Origin of the sequence: Bacillus sp. 3G2 (assembly GCF_044324725.1) — a bacterium.
Lineage (GTDB): Bacteria > Bacillota > Bacilli > Bacillales > Bacillaceae_G > Bacillus_A > Bacillus_A mobilis.
Genome location: NZ_CP172246.1, coordinates 2,800,487 through 2,818,664, shown reverse-complemented (window position 1 = coordinate 2,818,664; position 18,178 = coordinate 2,800,487). Strand labels below are relative to the sequence as shown.

15 protein-coding genes and 2 pseudogenes are annotated in these 18,178 nt (G+C 35.3%); 16 read left to right on the top strand and 1 reads right to left on the bottom strand.

The genetic code is table 11. The features are described from left to right. Positions 1-149: 149 nt before the first annotated feature. The 14 genes and pseudogenes from ACHZK0_RS14465 (at position 150) to ACHZK0_RS14400 (ending at position 13,432) form a co-directional block, all read left to right on the top strand. The gene (locus ACHZK0_RS14465; protein ID WP_100910167.1) at positions 150-578 is read left to right on the top strand and encodes a MarR family winged helix-turn-helix transcriptional regulator; all 429 of its coding nucleotides are present in this window, start codon (positions 150-152) and stop codon (positions 576-578) included. Between the two features lie 18 nt (positions 579-596). Then, complete coding sequence (locus tag ACHZK0_RS14460; protein WP_242251823.1) at positions 597-1,235, top strand: nitroreductase family protein; 639 nt, start codon at positions 597-599, stop codon at positions 1,233-1,235. Between the two features lie 38 nt (positions 1,236-1,273). Continuing rightward, complete coding sequence (locus tag ACHZK0_RS14455; protein WP_098870699.1) at positions 1,274-1,567, top strand: putative quinol monooxygenase; 294 nt, start codon at positions 1,274-1,276, stop codon at positions 1,565-1,567. Between the two features lie 321 nt (positions 1,568-1,888). Next, positions 1,889-3,244: an RNA-guided endonuclease TnpB family protein gene (locus ACHZK0_RS14450; protein ID WP_395760534.1), complete on the top strand. Its 1,356-nt coding sequence runs from the start codon at positions 1,889-1,891 to the stop codon at positions 3,242-3,244. A 291-nt stretch (positions 3,245-3,535) separates the two neighbouring features. Further along, positions 3,536-3,766 (top strand): annotated as a pseudogene (locus ACHZK0_RS14445) (hypothetical protein); the annotation flags it as partial. Beyond that, positions 3,758-3,949, top strand: a pseudogene (locus ACHZK0_RS14440) (signal peptidase II); the annotation flags it as partial. The pseudogenes ACHZK0_RS14445 and ACHZK0_RS14440, both read left to right, overlap by 9 nt. A 409-nt stretch (positions 3,950-4,358) precedes the next feature. Next, the gene (locus tag ACHZK0_RS14435; protein WP_270607193.1) at positions 4,359-4,865 is read left to right on the top strand and encodes a DUF3902 family protein; all 507 of its coding nucleotides are present in this window, start codon (positions 4,359-4,361) and stop codon (positions 4,863-4,865) included. 232 nt (positions 4,866-5,097) lie between these two features. Next, a complete protein-coding gene (locus tag ACHZK0_RS14430; RefSeq protein WP_395760533.1) occupies positions 5,098-6,264 on the top strand; it encodes a serine hydrolase domain-containing protein in 1,167 nt (388 codons plus the stop codon). A gap of 300 nt (positions 6,265-6,564) precedes the next feature. Further along, entirely contained in the window at positions 6,565-8,319 is a 1,755-nt protein-coding gene (locus ACHZK0_RS14425; protein WP_395760532.1) for an adenine deaminase C-terminal domain-containing protein, read from the top strand. 306 nt (positions 8,320-8,625) lie between these two features. Next, the gene (locus ACHZK0_RS14420; protein ID WP_395760531.1) at positions 8,626-9,105 is read left to right on the top strand and encodes a MarR family winged helix-turn-helix transcriptional regulator; all 480 of its coding nucleotides are present in this window, start codon (positions 8,626-8,628) and stop codon (positions 9,103-9,105) included. An 82-nt stretch (positions 9,106-9,187) separates the two neighbouring features. Further along, positions 9,188-10,633: an aryl-sulfate sulfotransferase gene (locus tag ACHZK0_RS14415; RefSeq protein ID WP_262743012.1), complete on the top strand. Its 1,446-nt coding sequence runs from the start codon at positions 9,188-9,190 to the stop codon at positions 10,631-10,633. Positions 10,634-10,785: 152 nt separating this feature from the next. Next, a complete protein-coding gene (locus ACHZK0_RS14410) occupies positions 10,786-11,799 on the top strand; it encodes an ABC transporter substrate-binding protein (protein WP_262743011.1) in 1,014 nt (337 codons plus the stop codon). 14 nt (positions 11,800-11,813) lie between these two features. Next, complete coding sequence (locus ACHZK0_RS14405) at positions 11,814-12,593, top strand: ABC transporter ATP-binding protein (protein WP_262743010.1); 780 nt, start codon at positions 11,814-11,816, stop codon at positions 12,591-12,593. Positions 12,594-12,607: 14 nt separating this feature from the next. Next, positions 12,608-13,432, top strand: a complete 825-nt coding sequence (locus ACHZK0_RS14400; RefSeq protein WP_262743009.1) for an ABC transporter permease — start codon at positions 12,608-12,610, stop codon at positions 13,430-13,432. Between the two features lie 70 nt (positions 13,433-13,502). Here ACHZK0_RS14400 and ACHZK0_RS14395 read toward each other — a convergent pair whose 3' ends face one another. Continuing rightward, on the bottom strand, positions 13,503-14,879 hold the full coding sequence (locus tag ACHZK0_RS14395; RefSeq protein ID WP_395760530.1) for a catalase: 1,377 nt from the start codon (positions 14,877-14,879) through the stop codon (positions 13,503-13,505). Positions 14,880-15,149: 270 nt separating this feature from the next. On the opposite strand from ACHZK0_RS14395, the gene ACHZK0_RS14390 reads away from it, so the two are divergent. Together ACHZK0_RS14390 and ACHZK0_RS14385 are read left to right on the top strand one after the other, a co-directional pair. Beyond that, positions 15,150-16,364, top strand: coding sequence for an aspartate aminotransferase family protein (locus ACHZK0_RS14390; RefSeq protein WP_262743007.1), 1,215 nt, complete (start codon positions 15,150-15,152; stop codon positions 16,362-16,364). Positions 16,365-16,667: 303 nt separating this feature from the next. Continuing rightward, on the top strand, positions 16,668-18,125 hold the full coding sequence (locus tag ACHZK0_RS14385) for an MFS transporter (RefSeq protein ID WP_270343874.1): 1,458 nt from the start codon (positions 16,668-16,670) through the stop codon (positions 18,123-18,125). Positions 18,126-18,178: the final 53 nt, after the last annotated feature.

Below are 18,178 nucleotides of genomic sequence, written 5' to 3'. Positions count from 1 at the left end.
TATTTGTAACGCGACAAAGCGCCTTAATTTGGAAAAATAAAAATGAAAACAAAATGCTTGCATTCTAAATCGATATAGATTATATTAATTGACATATCAACTATTGATACATCAAACGTTTTTTACTTTGTATGTAAAGGAGGGATAGTTTGACAAGTTCATGCTCTAAAGAAGCGATTATTTTATATAAATTACACTTTTTAAATAAAGAAGTAAGTTCGAAATTTGAAGGGTGTACGGGTATGAGTCAATCTAGACTAGAACTTATACTTCAATTATATGAAGTAGGTGAAATTAGCCAAAAAGCACTTCAACAAGAAGTGAATATTGATAATGCTGCGATAACGAGGCATTTAAAGCAGCTTGAGGCAAATGAAATGATAGTAAGACGTAAAAATCCAGACGATAATAGAATTACATTAGTTTCTCTAACTGAAGAGGGACGGAATAAAATTCAAGCATTTCAAGAGGAAAAAGAACGTTTTGCAGCTTCAGCATTTAAAGGGTTAAGTGAAGAACAGCGCGATAATCTTTTAACTATGTTAAATCACATTCAAGAAAATATAAAAGAACTATAAAAAAGGGAGAATTCAACTATGACTAACTCAGTAAAAACAAATGATTTTAACGAAATTTTAACAGGACGCCGTTCAATTCGTAAGTACGATCCTTCAGTGAAAATTAGTAAAGAAGAAATGACAGAAATTCTTACAGAAGCAACACTTGCACCATCTTCTGTAAACATGCAACCATGGAGATTTTTAGTGATTGAAAGTGACGAAGCGAAAGCAACACTTGCGCCACTTGCGAAATTCAATCAATCACAAGTAGAAACATCTTCAGCGATGATCGCTTTATTTGGTGATTTAAACAACTTTGATAACGCAGAAGAAATTTACGGTACAGCAGTAGAGCGTGGTTTAATGCCAGCAGAAGTAAAAGAAGATCAAATGAAAAAACTTTCAGGTTACTTCTCAATGGTTACACCAGAAGTAATGAAAGACACAGTACTAATTGATGGTGGTCTTGTAGCAATGCAATTTATGCTAGCAGCTCGTGCACACGGTTATGATACTTGTCCAATTGGTGGATTTGAAAAAGACCAAATCGCAGAAGCATTCGGATTAGATAAAGAACGCTACGTACCAGTTATGTTAATTTCAATCGGAAAAGCTGCTGACAGTGGTTACCAATCAGTACGTCTTCCAGTTGAAAAAGTTGCCGAATGGAAGTAATTTCAAAGAAATAAGTGGAATATGAGAGGGGAAACACCATGATTATTATTCACGCAATATTTCAAGTAGATCCAGCAAAACAACAATCATTTTTAGAAGAAATTCGTCCGCTCATTCATAGTTCAAGAGAAGAAAGTGGAAATGTATCTTATGACCTTTATAAAGATACAGAAAAAGAAAATGTATATACAATGGTAGAAGTATGGAAAGATGCAGAGGCAGTTGCGAGTCATAATACGAGTGAACACTTCACATCTTTCGTTAGTAAAGTAAAAGAGTTTTTAACTGCTCCTCTTGATATAAAAGCTTATAATGGAGAGTTAGTAAAATAATTTGGTGAAAAAGATATCCTAAGCGCTTGCTATGGGTATCTTTTTTTCCTTTTCGGCAATAAGACTCCATCTGATTTGTGTTACGGGTGAAGCCCAACAATTCAGGTGGAGATGAATTGCCGTCAGAAGGTAGGCTGAACTCTTTTGTTTCTTTTGTCTTACGATACAATCTGCCCTTAGATAAGGAGGGAATAGATCGTAAGACAACGAAATTGAATAATTATAATCATTTTGTTACTTGAGCCAATAGGAATTTGCGATGAAGGCCCCAATATTAATGTGTCAAAAGTAATGAACTCTCTAAGAAAGGTGGTGAAAACAATGGCTAAAAAGAAAGCGGTGAAAGTATTACGTAAACAAAAGAAAAGAGAAAACATGCAACGATTCACTCAAAAACAGAATATCGGACGAGCTTGTCTCACAGCTAAAGAATTTCGGTTACTTCAGCGCATGTCACATAGTTCAAAAGCGTTGCGAAATGTTGGATTGTATACCATAAAACAAAGTTATTTGAACCATAATAAAATGGCTACTGTAAAAGAAGTGGACACTGCCATGCAAGCCGATACGAACTACTGGGGCATTCAATCAAACTCTGTTCAAGCGATTCGTAGAGCCTTATTTACAGAAGTGAAGAGCTTTTTTAAAGCACTGGAACAATGGAAGAAAAATCCTGAAACATTCACAGGTCGTCCTAAATTTCCTAATTATTCTCTTTCAACTGACAAACGAATTATTGAAATCTATCAAGTTCCAAAAGTGGATGAGAACGGGTATTGGACGATTCCAATGAGTGTTGCATTCAGAAAAAAATTCGGTTCTATTAAAATACGTATGCCGAAAAACGTAAGACATAAAAAAATCTCCTACATTGAGATTGTACCGAAGCAAAAAGGTCGGTTCTTTGAGGTGCATTACACATATGAAATGTACGTTTCTCAAATGAAGAAACAATCCACGACTACGAGTAACGCTTTGAGTTGCGATTTAGGTGTAGACAGATTATTAAGTTGCGTGACAAATACAGGTGATACATTCTTAATTGATGGGAAAAAATTAAAATCCATTAACCAATACTTCAACAAAATGATACGTAATCTAGGGCTGAAAAATATTGAAAACGGAATTTCAAAACGAGTTGTAACGAATCAAATGGCTGCACTTTGGCATAAAAGGGAAAGACAAATAAATGGTTACATTTCACAAACTGTAGGCTTGTTGTTCAAAAAAGTGAAAGAATGTAGCGTAGATACGGTTGTAGTAGGATATAACGTTGGTTGGAAACAAAAATCTGATATGGGGAAAAAGAATAATCAAAAGTTTGTTCAAATCCCGTTTCATAAACTGCTTGCGGCAATTGAGAATAAATGTATAAAAGAAGGCATCCAATTTTTAAAACAAGAAGAAAGCTATACTTCAAAAGCTAGTTTTCTGGATAAAGATCCGGTTCCAGTTTGGTCTAAGGGTGATAGGACCCATTATCGCTTTAGTGGCAAACGAATCACGCGTGGTCTGTATCGAAGTCAATCAGGAACATGTATTCACGCTGATATTAATGGTGCTTTGAATACATTGCAAAAATCAAAAGTTGTAGAATTGGATGAAAGTCTTAAAGTGAAAACGCCGATTCTATTAGAAGTGCAAAAACGTAAGGCTGTTGCTTCGCGCATAGCTTAGTGGGTGTGTCAACCATCCATGTGTACTCGACTTGTCGGGGCTTGTAGCACACGCCGGATTCATCTGAGTGGTGGCTTCTTCCATAAGGAAGAATTGCTCTTTTTCGAAAGGGTGGTGCAAGTGGGGAGAAACGATTGTTCGTTTCAAGTACTAACCAAAAACATACTTGGGGTGTTACCATAAGGTCGCATGAATGTTAGAGCGTCAAACTGTCTAGGGATAGACGAAAAGACCTAGCGTTCTAACTCAAGCCCCCACTGAAATGTTTCATCTCAGTGGGGGGAGTTGACAGGTGAAGCGAATGTGTGCAAAATGAAAATTTCAAACAAGTCTTTATTCCCTATTTTCAATATCGTATTTCGATTTAAATGTGAAAATAAGCTAACTTGGAATCATGATGAAATAAACAAAAATACGAATACAGGTTCAAATTATTATATGAATTTTAATTTAAAAGGAAGAGAGTCAGTTTCATTTGATTTGCAAGCTGTAGCTGTAAAGAGAGGAATTGCGAAATGGGAAAGAACTTTACCATTTCACGAACAGAGAAGGTCATATGAAACGATGCAACAATGGTTAAGTAGAATTTGTAGAACGCGAGATATTATTCCGATATATGAGTCTGTCCGTTATGGAGAAAAGACGTATACGGAGTTAGATGTAGAGAAGACTGTACGATGGATAGAGCGAGACGGGAAAGCGTGACATTAATATAAGTAAATGAAATTAACTGTAAATTAATTTCATTTACTTATATTTAATTACATGGTAATGTATACTTACTTTTTTATCCCGCTTTAATGGGCAGTAAGACCCCCACCTCAAAATGCAGCGAAAGCAAAGAATTTAGGTGGGGGATCAACTGCCCATAAAAGTCCGATTGGTGAGGGCTAATAATCAGTGGGGGATGGAGAAAACCCCCACTGATTAAAGTTTCACTTTATATCTCTACCAATGGAAAAAGGTTGCCTTAGTAGAGTATTGCGCGTTAAATTTATATGAGTTTATCTTCGTTTCATCAATATAGAATGAAAAAGAGATGAATCAATTACGGGTATCATGTAAATAAAAAATATAATTTATATTTAAATTTTTGTAAGGGTGTGAAAATAGAATGAAACCGGTATTAAAAAACATACTCCTTTCCTTTGTTTTTTCTGCAGCAGGGATGTGTTGGTTTCTGTTTATGTTAGTTAGAGGAGGCGGAGACTGGTTATTGTCTTGGATAGGTGTATTAATGGCCTTTTTATCTTTATACACGTTAATAGATTTATATTGTAAGTATACATACGATAAAAAATTAAGTAAATTGTTTATCAAAGCAACAATTACTACCTTTAGTTTTGCAGTATTGGGAATCACATTTGGTATTGTACACGAGCTATTACAGCCATGGAGTCTCAGTTTAATGGTTTGGTATTGGTTGTTAGTGTTACTTTTATTTGTAACGACTATAATATTATTAGTTTTTGTATTATTTGTTAATCGTAAAAATTATAATATTCCTGGGAGATATAGAATACTTATACTGCTTAATCTATTTCTTACGTTAGCACCAGTGCTGTGGCCATTACTACTTACTATTATCGGAAATGGCATGAACGCTAGTGCAGGATGGTAAAAGTGAATGAACTAAAAAGTTGATATAGGGTTTTAAGTATGTAAGAGAACGTGTTTTGATAAATTGAAAACACGTTCTTTTTTTTATTTCATACATTACTTTTTCCCATCTGATCGTCTAATTTTGAAAGTAAGTATTTCGTAAGGAATGGATAAGAAAAAAGAGAGTTTTATCATTTAGGATGAAAGTATAACTTGAATCAATACGATATGAATAGAGGAGAGAAAGCCTTATGAAAAAATGTTATTCTATTAAGTTAGCGAGTTTGGCAGTTTTATTAGCAGGTACTACTTTATTCACACCAGGTTTTACTGTGAAAGCAGAGTCTACTCAAAATATTTCTAATTCGTCAGAAGCACATGATCAAAAGAATCGGAATGGATGGAAACGAGTCATGCAGGAAACAATCCAAATTGGAGCGCCAGGGGTATTAGCTAAGACGTCTAATAAAGGGAAAATTAATAGTTATACTGCTGGCGTGGCGGATTTAAGTACAAAGAAACCGGTGAAATCGGATTATCGCTTTCGGATTGGTAGTGTGACGAAAACTTTTACCGCCACGACTGTTCTTCAATTAGTAGGAGAAAATCGCGTACAACTTGACGATCCAATTGAGAAGTGGCTACCAGGTCTTATTCAAGGAAATGGGTATGATGGTAATCAAATTACGATACGCCAACTTTTGAATCATACGAGTGGTATAGCTGAATATTTAAAATCAAAAGAAGCTGATATTATGAATTCGAAAAAAACATATACGGCAGAAGAAATAGTGAAAATAGGACTTTCTCTGCCTCCAGATTTTTCGCCGGGTAAAGGCTGGTTGTATTCAAACACAGGATATGTAATATTGGGAATGCTAATTGAAAAAATAACTGGTAATAGTTATGCGGAAGAAATTGAAAAGCGCATTATTGAACCTTTGGATCTATCAAATACGTTTTTACCAGGGAATTCACCTGTTATTCCAGGTAAGAATCATGCTAGTGGATATATGAAAATTGATGAAACAAGTGAATTGAAAGATATGACGTATTATAATCCGAGTTTAGCTAATGCAGCTGGAGATATGATTTCTAATGCGGACGATTTAAATAAGTTCTTTTCATCTTTACTCGGTGGTAAGTTACTGAAGGAACGAGAGCTAAAAGAAATGCTTACTACAGTTCCTGTAGAAGGAAAAGGGGTTGGTGATGGATATGGTCTTGGAATCTATGAGACTAAACTTCAAAATGGTGTCTCAGTTTGGGGGCACGGAGGGTCAATTCCTGGGTTTATGACTTTTGCTGGTGGAGTAATTGGAGGCAAGCATACATTTGCTGTCAATGTTAACTCTTTAGGTCCGGTTGATATTCTTACACAGTTTGATAAAATGATGCAAGTTGAATTTAATAAATAGATGAAAAGAAAGTGAATGACATTCTGCTGTAAAGGCCAGTATTAGCATTCATAGAATGACATCAAGTGTAATTCAACCTTATAGTTTAGTAGTAAAAAGGATGTCAGTTACACGACATCCTTTTTTTTATTGAGGATCAAAAAGGTATCTTTTTAATTCTGAAAATTGTCATTTTTAATATTATTTAATATAATGAAGTTTATAGGGGTTATACAGGGGAGTTATGAATGGAGAATACTTTAGTTTGTTAATTGTTTTAATTTTAATAAATAAAAGTAAATTGATTTGGAGTGAAATACATTGGGACAAAATCAGTTTAGATGGAGTAACAAGCAATTACGAGAACATGTTGAAGTAATAGATGGCAAAAGAAGTCCGCACATTTTATGTAAGAACGCAACATATTTAAATTCCTATATGCGCGAGTGGATGCAAGCAAATATTTGGATCTATGATGACCGCATTATATATGTAGGAGAAAAACTGCCAGAGCAATTACATGAATGTGAAATCATTGATTGTGATGGAAGGTATGTAGTTCCTAGTTATATAGAACCGCATGCACATCCATATCAATTATATAATCCTGAAACTTTGGCAAATTATGCGATGCAATTTGGAACGACGACATTTATTAATGATAATTTAACTTTATTTTTCACATTACAACGTGAAGAAGCATTTCGTTTATTAGATGAGTTTGAAAAGATTCCAGCAAGTATGTATTGGTGGTGCCGTTTTGATGGTCAGACTGAATTGCAAGACGGGGAATCTTTGTTTAATAGTGAAGAAATAATAGAGTGGCTTAAGCATAAAGCAGTTCTTCAAGGCGGCGAGCTAACAGCGTGGCCAAAGTTATTACATGGCGATGATGAAATGTTACAGTGGGTGCAGGAAACGAAACGATTACATAAAAAAGTAGAAGGGCACTTTCCAGGGGCATCTGAAACGACCTTAGCAAAGTTAAAGTTGTTAGGTACAGATTGTGATCATGAAGCGATGACAGGGCAAGAAGCTTTCACTCGTCTTATGCAAGGTTACACGGTTTCCTTAAGAAATTCTTCAATCCGCCCAGATTTAGAAGTGTTACTGAAAGAATTGTTGGAACTAGGAGTTAAACAGTTTGATAGATTCATTCTTACTACAGATGGCTCACATCCTTCATTTTATGAAAATGGAATGACAAACGTAATGATATCTACCGCGATAAAACAAGGAGTGCCAGTTATAGATGCTTATCATATGGCAAGCTATAATATCGCTCGTTATTATAATATGGAGCATCTACATGGTTCAATTGCGACAGGTAGAATTGCTAATATTAATATTTTGGAAAGTAAAGAAAACCCGGTTCCAATAAGTGTAATTGCAAAGGGGAAATGGGTGAAGCGTGACGGAGTAAATAAAAATGAATCATTACAAATAGACTGGAGTAAATTCAAAGTAACTCCATTATTATTAGATTGGTCCATAGAAAAAGAGGATATGATTTTTTCGCATAAAATGGGTATACAATTATTAAATAACGTTATAACTAAACCATACACGACTGAAATTGATTTAAACTGTGATGAACTTTCGCTAAATCATGATGAGTGTTTTCTTATGATGATTGCTCGTGACGGTACATGGCGAGTGAATACAGTTGTGAAAGGTTTTGCGAAAGAACTTGGTGGGCTTGCTAGCTCTTATTCTGGTACCGGTGACATCATTCTTATTGGGAAGAACAAAGAAGATATGCTTACAGCTTTTCGTAGAGTAAAAGAGTTTGGCGGGGGAATGGTAATAGCTGAAAAGAACGAAGTATTACACGAAATCGCATTACCATTGCTCGGGATTATGTCTAAGTTAAAAATGAGTGAATTAATACAGGAAGAGAAACAGTTGGTGAAATTATTGCAAGAGCGTGGCTACGCATATGACGATCCTGCATTTACCATTTTATTCTTTTCTGCGACGCACTTACCTTTTATACGAGTAACGCCTATAGGACTATATGATGTGAAAAATAGTAAGGTACTGGACTCACCGGTGAATTTAATAAAGCAGTTTTAGAAGGAACTCCCTTGCTCTAGTAGTTATGTAAAGTGGGGGAGTTTTATATTTTAAGTGTATTGTTATGAATGGAGTTACATATAAATAATCTAAAAAATATTAACAGGAAAAAAAACTTTAAAACCAACTTGACAGATAGGTATTAGTGGATTAATATGTGGATATTACTTATTTTACCACTCATTATTTTAACGCTAAAACAATTTGAATAGCTGATTGGATAACCAAAGGCACGTATACATTTCGTAATTTTGAAATGTGTTCGTGCCTTTTTGTATTATTCATAGAGCAAGGAGCGGAGGAGATATGAACAAAACGATGCCAACATTAATCGAAGAAACAGACTGGTTGTTTCGTAAAATGGTCCGTAAATTTGTGAAGGAGCGCGACAAAATAAAGATTGAAGGTATTATGTTGCCGGGCTTCTTAATATTAAACAAAATTATTCAAAATGGTGAGCAACGTCTAACTGATTTAGCAGAAGAACTTGATTTGACATCAGGAGCGATTACAGCATTATGCGATAAATTAGAAGAAAAAGGATTGGCTGTTCGGAAGCGGTATCAGGAAGATAGACGAATCATTTTACTTGATATTACTGAAGATGGCCTAAAATTTATAAAGCGAAATCATAATATGAGAACGAGCTTTATGTCCGTTTTATTTGATGGATTTTCACCAGAAGAATTACAATTGCAGATCGAAGTTTTTAAACGCTTAGCCCATAATTTAGAACATCTTTCTCATACGATTATGAAACAAAGTAATGAGAATACGGAGGAGTAACAAAGAATGTTATTACTCTAGTTGATTAGGTCTGAAAATTCAAAAATATAATTTGTTAATAATATGAATAGGAGTGGAAAGAATGGGACATCCAACAATTTATCCAACAGGAGCAACAGTATATAATCCTGGGAAAGCTTGGAGTGGTTATACAATTTATCAAGCTGCAGATCATGGCGCGCTATTAATTGATATGAATGGGAAGGAAGTACACTTATGGAAAGGACTACGCGGGTTTCCAAATAAGGTGTTACCAGGAGGCTATGTGTTTGGTCATACAGCACAAAGAGATCCTGAGTATGGTTTTCAGGATGAAGTCGATTTAGTTCAAGTTGACTGGGAGGGAAATATCGTCTGGAAATTTAACCGCCTGGAACATATTGAAGACCCAGGTCATGCTCCTGAGTGGATGGCTAGAGCTCATCATGATTACCAACGTGAAGGAAATCCTGTCGGTTACTATGTACCAGGATTAGAGCCAAAAACAGAAAGTGGAAATACGTTAATTTTAGCCCATAAAAATGTACATAATCCAAATATCTCCGATAAGCCGTTATTAGATGATGTAATTATTGAAGTAGATTGGGAAGGAAATATTGTTTGGGAATGGGCTGTTAGCGATCATTTTGAGGAACTTGGATTTGATGAAAGTGCTAAAAATGTATTGTTCCGTAATCCGAATGTAAGGTCCTTTGGTGCGAATTCTGATGGAGATTGGATGCATATAAATTCTATGTCTACAATTGGTCCGAATAAGTTTTATGATCAAGGAGATGAACGTTTTCATCCAGATAATATTATTTGGGATGCTAGGGAATCAAATATCATTGCTATTATCGATAAAAAGACTGGAAATATAGTTTGGAAACTTGGTCCAGATTATTCAAGTCCTGATGTTAAGCATTTAGGATGGATCATTGGACAACATCATGCACATATCATTCCGAAAGGATTGCCAGGAGAAGGAAATTTACTCGTATTTGATAATGGTGGTTGGGCAGGATATGGCCTTCCAAACCCAGCATCTCCATACGGTTCCAAAAATGCTGTTCGTGATCACTCGAGAATTTTAGAAATTAACCCAGTAACTTTAGAAATTGAATGGCAATATACGCCAACCGAAGCGGGATATCAAGCTCCTTTAGATTCGTACCGATTTTACAGTCCGTATATTAGCTCCGCCCAAAGGCTGCCAAACGGAAATACATTAATTACAGAAGGTGCTGATGGTCGAATTTTTGAAGTTACTCGTGAGCATGAGCTTGTATGGGAGTATATTTCACCTTATAAAAACAAAAGGAACTCAAATATGGTTTACCGCGCGTATCGTGTTCCGTATGAGTGGGTGCCTCAATTAGAGAAACCAGAGGAGAAAGAAATCATTCCTCTTGATATAGCTGCATTTAGAGTGCCAAATGCAGCAGAAGCTGGTACGGAATCTGTTGTGACAGTCGAAGGGACACAATCTTACGGCACTGGAGATTTTTGTGTAGCGACATTAGATGAAACAAATAAAAAACGAGATTAATGCTATGGGTTAAAAGTGTGGGGAGAGTAATTTCCCACACTTATAAAAATTAACTGGATAGGTTTGTTATATGAGAAAATGTTGCCATTTCTTTATTTGTAATAATTTAACGTGATATTTTAGTGGGACAAATCGTTATGGAGGAATGATAAATGGTGAAACTAAAGCCTTTATTTTTAAGTATATCAATGTTAACTAGTTTAGCTGTAGCAGGATGCTCGAATGAAAGTGCGGGAACGACAAAAAGTAATGAGAAAGAAACGACCACAGTAAAATTGGCTATAGATACAGCTGCGGGCGGATCTTTTCAATTTAGGGCTGCTGAGAAACAAGGCTATTTTGAGAAAAATGGTATTAAAGCTCAACTATCAAATTTTGCTTATGGCATTGATACAGTTAATGCGGTATTAACTGAACAGGCTGATACAGGTCTTGCTGCTGATTATGCACTTTTAAACTCTTTAGGAAAAGGGGATATGGTCGTAATTTCAACACTTACCCGTGGAAATGAAAAATCATCAAAAGATAATGAACTTCTAGTTAGAGAGGGCATTAAAACAGAAAATGATTTAAAAGGTAAAAAGTTAGGTGTACCTAAAGGGACAGTAACCGAGTATGTATGGGCGAAATATTTGGCAGCAAAACATATCAATGAGAAGGATATTACTTTCGTTCCATATAGTACACCAGACGAAGCTATTGTAGGAATGAAAAATGGTGATATTGATGCGGTTTGGAGTTCTGGTGCACTAAAAGATAAATTTAAAAATATAAAAGGTGTAACAAAATTAGGTGATTTAGAAAGTGCGGGTGTCACAATTGACAGCTATCTACTAGCAAAAAGATCATTTGTGGAGAAGAATCCAAAAGCTGTTGAAAATACACTTAAGGCTCTATCTGAAGGGATTAAATATGTAGATAACAATAAAAAAGAAACTGCTAAGCTAGCTTTTGAACAATTGAAACTACCAGAGAAAGATGCGTTAAAAGATATTGAAAGGCAAAACTATGTTCTCGGATTTACAAAGGAGGACGTGAAACATTTAGAAGATATGAAAGTATGGTTAGAAGAGAAAGGGAAACTAAAAGATAAATATGTATTGAAAGATAAAATTAATCTTGAAGCACTTAAGAAAGCTTTTCCTGAATCTGTTACTTATAAATAGAATAGGAGTGAAGTATGGTGAGCACAGTAAGTGAAAAAGAAGTATTGAAATCTCCTGTAGCTATTTCTATTTCTGGGTTATCTAAATCATTTAATAACGAACAATTTGTTTTAGAAAATGTAAATTTAACAATTGGGAATGGTGAATTTTTTATATTACTTGGTCCAAGCGGATGTGGAAAATCTACGTTACTCAGTATGGTTGCTGGATTTGTTGAAAAGACATCAGGAGAACTTATGGTAAATCATGAAGAAATAAAGAAGCCGGATAGAAATCGTGGTGTCGTTTTTCAACAAGCAGACGCAGCTCTTTTCCCGTGGCTGACAATTAAAGAAAATGTTGAATTTGGTTTAAAAATGAAAAAAATGATAAAGCACACCAGGAAAGAAATATCCTCTCACTATATAAAACTAGTTGGCCTAGATGGGCATGAAGGAAAATATCCGAGAGAACTTTCTGGAGGAATGAAACAAAGAGTTCAATTAGCACGTGTTTTAGCCAATGATTCGGAATTTTTATTAATGGATGAACCGTTTGGAGCACTCGATGCAATGACTCGAAGAACGATGCAAATAGAGCTAATTCGAATTTGGAAAGAAACGAACAAAACTATTATTTTTGTCACTCATGATATTCAAGAAGCGCTATTACTTGGGCAAAGAATTGGGGTAATGTCTAAGGGTCCCTCTTCTAAAATTGAAAAGATATATGATATTCCACTGCCATATCCAAGAACATTTACAGATAAAGAATTTAATTACTATTATCAAATGATTCAATCACATTTTGATTGAAAGGAAGTCCGAAAATGAGTACATTGAAAAATGAGATTGTAAACAAAGAGACGATTTATGCAAAAAGGAATTTCAAAGAGGGTTTACAAAAGAAGCTATTACAAAGTGGAGTTATCGCTTGGATCCTTATTCTTACAATATGGAGCGTAGTAGCAACTTTTTCTGACCCGCAATTTTTACCAAGTCCGATAGCAGTTTTGTATGGGGCAATTGAACTGAGTCAAAATGGCTCCTTATTTATATATATAGGCGTTAGTTTTTTAAGAGTAATAGCAGGGTGGGCTTTAGGAAATCTTGTAGCTATTCCAATAGGTTTATTAATTGGTCGGATACCATGGTTAAGAGCGCTTTTTGATCCGGTCATCAATTTTATCCGCTTTATTCCACCTCTTGCATTTATAACATTATTTATGCTTTGGTTTGGTATTGGAGAGCAATCGAAAATCTTCCTCATTATGTATGCAACTTTCTTTATCGTTACGATTAACACGATTACCGGTGTGCAAGCTGTTGAGGAAGATAAAATTCGTTCGGCGAGAAGTATGGGAGCATCGGAATGGCAAATTATGTTCCATGTCATCATACCCGCTGCACTTCCGTATATTTATACCGGCGCAAAACTTGCGATGGGATCATCTTTCATGGCGATTGTTGGTGCAGAAATGGTTGCAGCTAATGAAGGTATTGGCTATATGATTTGGAATGCTCGGTTATATTTCAAAACGGATTGGATTTTTGTCGGTCTTGTTGTCCTTGGACTAATGGGATTCCTTATGGATCGCATATTTAATCAATTTGGCAGAGTCGTCCTCAAACGATATAATGTTGTGAAAAAATGAAAAGAGCCCTTCGCCTAATCAAAACAGATTAGGCGAAGGGCTCTTTTGTTCAAATAAAAGTTGATGTATGTCACCTTTTAATTTCGATTTCAATTTTCTGCGCTAAATCAGCTGACACTTTATGAAAATACCCTAAAATGACCTTTCTAATATCTTCGGAGATAAATTTCAAATCACCAGCTAAATTTTCAGCAAGATGTTCTTTTTCAATCGGTTGTAACTGCGCATAAAATTCACCGGGCTGCGTAAAGTCATCCTGTTTCGTAATAGAAGTTCTTTCAAGTTTACCTTCAACGTATCTTCCGTCTCCGCTCGTAATTTGATTAGCAGGTGTCCAATTTTGCTGTTGGTTAATCGGTAATTTACGGAATTCAGATCCAATTCTTCTTCTTTGAGAATCACTATAAATGTTAGCGCGACCTTGCAACATTTTATCATCTGATAATTCAGCACCGTCCAGTAAATTAGAAGGGGAGAAGGCGACTTTTTCTACTTGCTCCATATAATTTTCAGGATTTTTATTTAATACCATTTTGCCTACTGGTATAAGAGGATACGACTTTTCATTCCATACTTTTGTATCATCTAAAGGGTCATAAGAAAGATGTTCTTCATCTTTCGGATCCATGAGCTGGACATATAAACCGTATTCCACTGGCTTACCATTTGCAATCGCATCATATAAATCTTTCCCGCTATAATCAGGGTTTTCGGCAGCTAGTTTATTCGCTTCCTCATTAGTAATGAATTGTACACCTTCAAATGGGTACCAATGATACTTTACATACTTGCGGTTACCTTCTGCATTTCTCCAAACATATGTATTTACACTATGTCCTGGGATACGTCGAAGACTTTTGGTCGTACCAGCATCAGAGTATAAATGGACAACGAAATGAATGGATTCAGGTGCTCTAGCGACAAATCTCCAAAATCTATTCGGGTCTAGTAAGTTATTTTTAGGTGAAGGTAATAACGCTTGAATTGTTTCTGGGAAACGCATTGGATCACGAACAGAAAAGACAGGGATGTGGTTACATAAAAGATCGAAAATGCCTTCCTTTGTATAAAATTTTGTAGCAAAACCGCGTACATTTCTTAAAGTGTCAGGTGTTCCTTTCGTACTAACAGCTAATGAAAATCGCACCATAACAGGAACTTTCTCATTAGAATTTTGTAGAAAGCTTAGTGTCGTATGTTCAGACATGGGATAGATCGTTTGAAAATAACCGAACGCACCAAATCCTTTTGCATGAACAGGTCTTTCTAAAATTTTTTCGTGAATAAATTCTTGTAACGTCTCGTGAAGTACACTATCTTGCTTTAGAACAGGTCCACGTGAACCAACTGTTTGAGAGTGAAGTGTAGCTTGTTCATTACGTTCTCCACTTTCATTAAAGTCTTTCCCTAGTAAAGGTTTCTCCTGTTTATCGTTGTTTTCATCCATCGATATAGCCTCCAAATTTTTTTGTCCATTGTTACTAAATATGATTTTATAGCGTTGATTATGAATGACACGCAAAGTTCAAAATGGCTACAGACCGCTAGATGAAAAAAACGAGTATGTAGTGGACCTGTTGGAATAGAAGAAATTATGGAAAAATGAATATCGTGAAGAAAATTACTATTAAAATTTCAATCTTAAAAATGAATTTATACATGACTTTATAGAAAATGAACATAAATAAACAGGGAAAATAACTAGGAGGAATTTAAAATGTCGGATTGGTTTCAATTAGATAAAGAATATATGATGCCTACTTACTGTCGTACGAAGGTTGCGATAGAAAGAGGAGAAGGATGTAAGCTTTATGATGTGGATGGTAAAGAGTATGTAGACTTATTTTCTGGTGTCGGAGTGAATGTATTAGGATATAATCACCCGAAAATCGTGCAAACGACAATGGAACAAGTTACGAAATCGTTGCATCTACCGTTTCATTTTTTAAACCCAGTTGCAATTGAATATGCAAAGAAATTAGTTGATTGCTCTTTAAAAAACGGAAAAGTCTTCTTTACAAACTCTGGTACAGAAGCGACAGAAACGACATTAAAATTAATTGATAAATATAGAGCTAATAAGGGTGAAGAACGTGAAGGAATTGTTGTGCTGAAGAATAGTTTCCACGGGCGTACGTTAGGAGCACTTCATTTTACGAGACAGGAAAGTGTATATCAAAACTTCCCTAAAACATCGATTCCAGTATATGAAGTAGAGCGCGAGAATATAGAGCAATTAGAAGAAACAATTGTTAAAGAAAATCCAATTGCGATTATGCTAGAGCCTGTTTTAGGAAGCGGGGGAATTTATCCTTTATCAGGTGAATATTTACATGGTGTTCAAAAATTATGTGATAAATATAATGTCATTCTTATCGTTGATGAAGTTCAAAGTGGTATGGGGAGAACTGGTAAACTATTTGCTTATCAAAATTTCAATATTACACCAGATATTATTCAAATTGGTAAAGGTGCAGGAGGCGGGATACCGCTTGGCGGAATTATTGTAGGTGAAAAGTTATGTGATGTATTCGCACCAGGAGATCACGGCACAACATTTGCGCATTCATCAATGGGAACGGCTTTAGGGTTAACGGTATTAAACACATTGATTGACGATAGTTTAATGCAAGAAGCGTATGAAACGTCACTTTATTTGAATGATAAATTGCAAGAAATTCAGAAAGAAAATTCTTATTATATTGGGGAAGTACGTCATGCTGGCATGATGTTTGGAATTAGTTTGAATGATACGAATGAAAATGTGAAGAAATTACAGGTAGAGCTAATGGAGAAAGGCATGTTAGTTGACGTTACACAAGGGAACATCATTCGTTTACTTCCTCCATATATAATTACAAAAGAAGAAATTGATGCATTTGTTAAGGAGTTTATTTCTTGTATGCAAAGTTTAGCAGCTACAAGTGTTTAAAAAATTTAATGAAAAAGTACCTTGTTTTCTATTCAAATAAGAAGAAAATAAGGGAGAAAAAAATAAATTTACAAATTAAATTAAAAAGCTGAAAAAGGTACTCATATAGCGCCTTCTTCAGCTTTTAATTTTTAATAAATTACTTAACCTAGAGAGCATCTCATTGGACAAATAATTAATTATGTGAAACAATAATAACAGATAAGGAGACGTTGATTTTCCTTAAGTGCTTCGAATTAATTTTATTCAATAAGAGAAGGTGTGCTTAAAGAAGTTAAATTAAATAAGGAGCTGTTTTATTATATGCAACAAAATAATGATTTAAATTTTGAACCTCAAGACGTTAATATTGTCAATCCTAAACAAGCCAGGAAAGCAGTAATTGCTACTGGTATTGGGAATGCAATGGAGTGGTTTGACTTCGGATTATACGCGTATTTAGCGGTAATGTTAAGTCAATTATTCTTCTCAGGTGTTGATAATAGTGGATTGCAACTTGTACTTACATTCGGTACATTTGCAGCAGCCTTTCTCGTTCGACCAATCGGAGGTGTATTCTTTGGTAGAATAGGAGATAAGTACGGCCGAAAAATCGTGCTAAGTACTACTATTATTTTAATGGCACTTTCTACATTATTCATCGCATTACTACCAACCTATGAACAAATTGGTGTATGGGCACCAATACTACTTTTAGTTGCCCGAATGATTCAAGGCTTCTCTACAGGCGGTGAATATTCAGGTGCAATGGTTTATATCGCAGAATCTTCTCCAGATAAAAAGCGTGGTATACTCGGTAGTGGTCTTGAAATTGGAACACTCTCAGGTTACATTGCTGCATCGGTAGTTGTTACCATTTTAACGTTATTATTAACAGATGAGCAAATGCTCAGCTGGGGCTGGCGTATTCCTTTCTTAATAGCTGCACCAATTGGTTTGGTCGGTTTATATTTACGCCGTCATTTAGATGAATCTCCCATCTTTGAAGAGATGGAAAAAGCACAAGAAGAATCTGAAGACAACGAACAATTTTCATTTATGGATATATTAAAATATCACAAAAAAGACTTCTTATTAAGCACAGTAATTGTCGCCTTCTTTAATATTACGAACTATATGATTCTTTCGTATATTCCTTCTTATCTAACTCAAGTACTTAAAGTCAAAGAAACAACTGGCTTATTAATTATTTCTATTACGATGGCACTTATGATTCCACTGGCACTTTATTTCGGTAAATTAAGTGATAAAATTGGTAATAAACGTGTCGTGCAAATTGGTTTACTCGGTTTAACTGTATTCGCAATTCCAGCATTTTTACTAATAGGTAACGGACATATTGCAGCTATATTTGCAGGTATTTTCGTATTAGGTTTCTTCCTAAGTGTGTATGAGGGAACATTACCTTCATTATTACCATCACTCTTTTTCACTGATGTACGTTATCGAGCACTTTCGATCTCCTTTAATATTTCTGTATCGATATTCGGTGGAACAACACCGCTCGTATGTTCATACTTAGTTCATGCAACCGGTAACCCGCTTGCACCGGCATTCTATTTAACAGGTGTAAGTATTATTGGATTAGTCGTGTTTAGTGTACTATTCGTTACAACATCAGGACGTGCGCTAAAAGGTTCATATCCTACAGTAGAATCGAAAAAAGAAGCACACCAAATTGCTAAAGAAGATCCTGAAGAAACACTTTGGTGGCATGAAGAGTCATTAGAGATTGAAGCAGGGAAAAACGCTTCAATTTAAAAAGTAACGTAGAAGTATAGGAAGACTCCTATGAAAATAGGAGTCTTTTTGTT

Coding starts and splice junctions, on each gene's coding strand:
- ACHZK0_RS14415 (WP_262743012.1), top strand. CDS start 9,188: ATGGGACATCCAACAATTTATCCAACAGGAGCAACAGTATATAATCCT.
- ACHZK0_RS14405 (WP_262743010.1), top strand. CDS start 11,814: ATGGTGAGCACAGTAAGTGAAAAAGAAGTATTGAAATCTCCTGTAGCT.
- ACHZK0_RS14450 (WP_395760534.1), top strand. CDS start 1,889: ATGGCTAAAAAGAAAGCGGTGAAAGTATTACGTAAACAAAAGAAAAGA.
- ACHZK0_RS14460 (WP_242251823.1), top strand. CDS start 597: ATGACTAACTCAGTAAAAACAAATGATTTTAACGAAATTTTAACAGGA.
- ACHZK0_RS14385 (WP_270343874.1), top strand. CDS start 16,668: ATGCAACAAAATAATGATTTAAATTTTGAACCTCAAGACGTTAATATT.
- ACHZK0_RS14455 (WP_098870699.1), top strand. CDS start 1,274: ATGATTATTATTCACGCAATATTTCAAGTAGATCCAGCAAAACAACAA.
- ACHZK0_RS14430 (WP_395760533.1), top strand. CDS start 5,098: ATGAAAAAATGTTATTCTATTAAGTTAGCGAGTTTGGCAGTTTTATTA.
- ACHZK0_RS14435 (WP_270607193.1), top strand. CDS start 4,359: ATGAAACCGGTATTAAAAAACATACTCCTTTCCTTTGTTTTTTCTGCA.
- ACHZK0_RS14410 (WP_262743011.1), top strand. CDS start 10,786: ATGGTGAAACTAAAGCCTTTATTTTTAAGTATATCAATGTTAACTAGT.
- ACHZK0_RS14395 (WP_395760530.1), bottom strand. CDS start 14,879: ATGGATGAAAACAACGATAAACAGGAGAAACCTTTACTAGGGAAAGAC.
- ACHZK0_RS14420 (WP_395760531.1), top strand. CDS start 8,626: ATGAACAAAACGATGCCAACATTAATCGAAGAAACAGACTGGTTGTTT.
- ACHZK0_RS14390 (WP_262743007.1), top strand. CDS start 15,150: ATGTCGGATTGGTTTCAATTAGATAAAGAATATATGATGCCTACTTAC.
- ACHZK0_RS14400 (WP_262743009.1), top strand. CDS start 12,608: ATGAGTACATTGAAAAATGAGATTGTAAACAAAGAGACGATTTATGCA.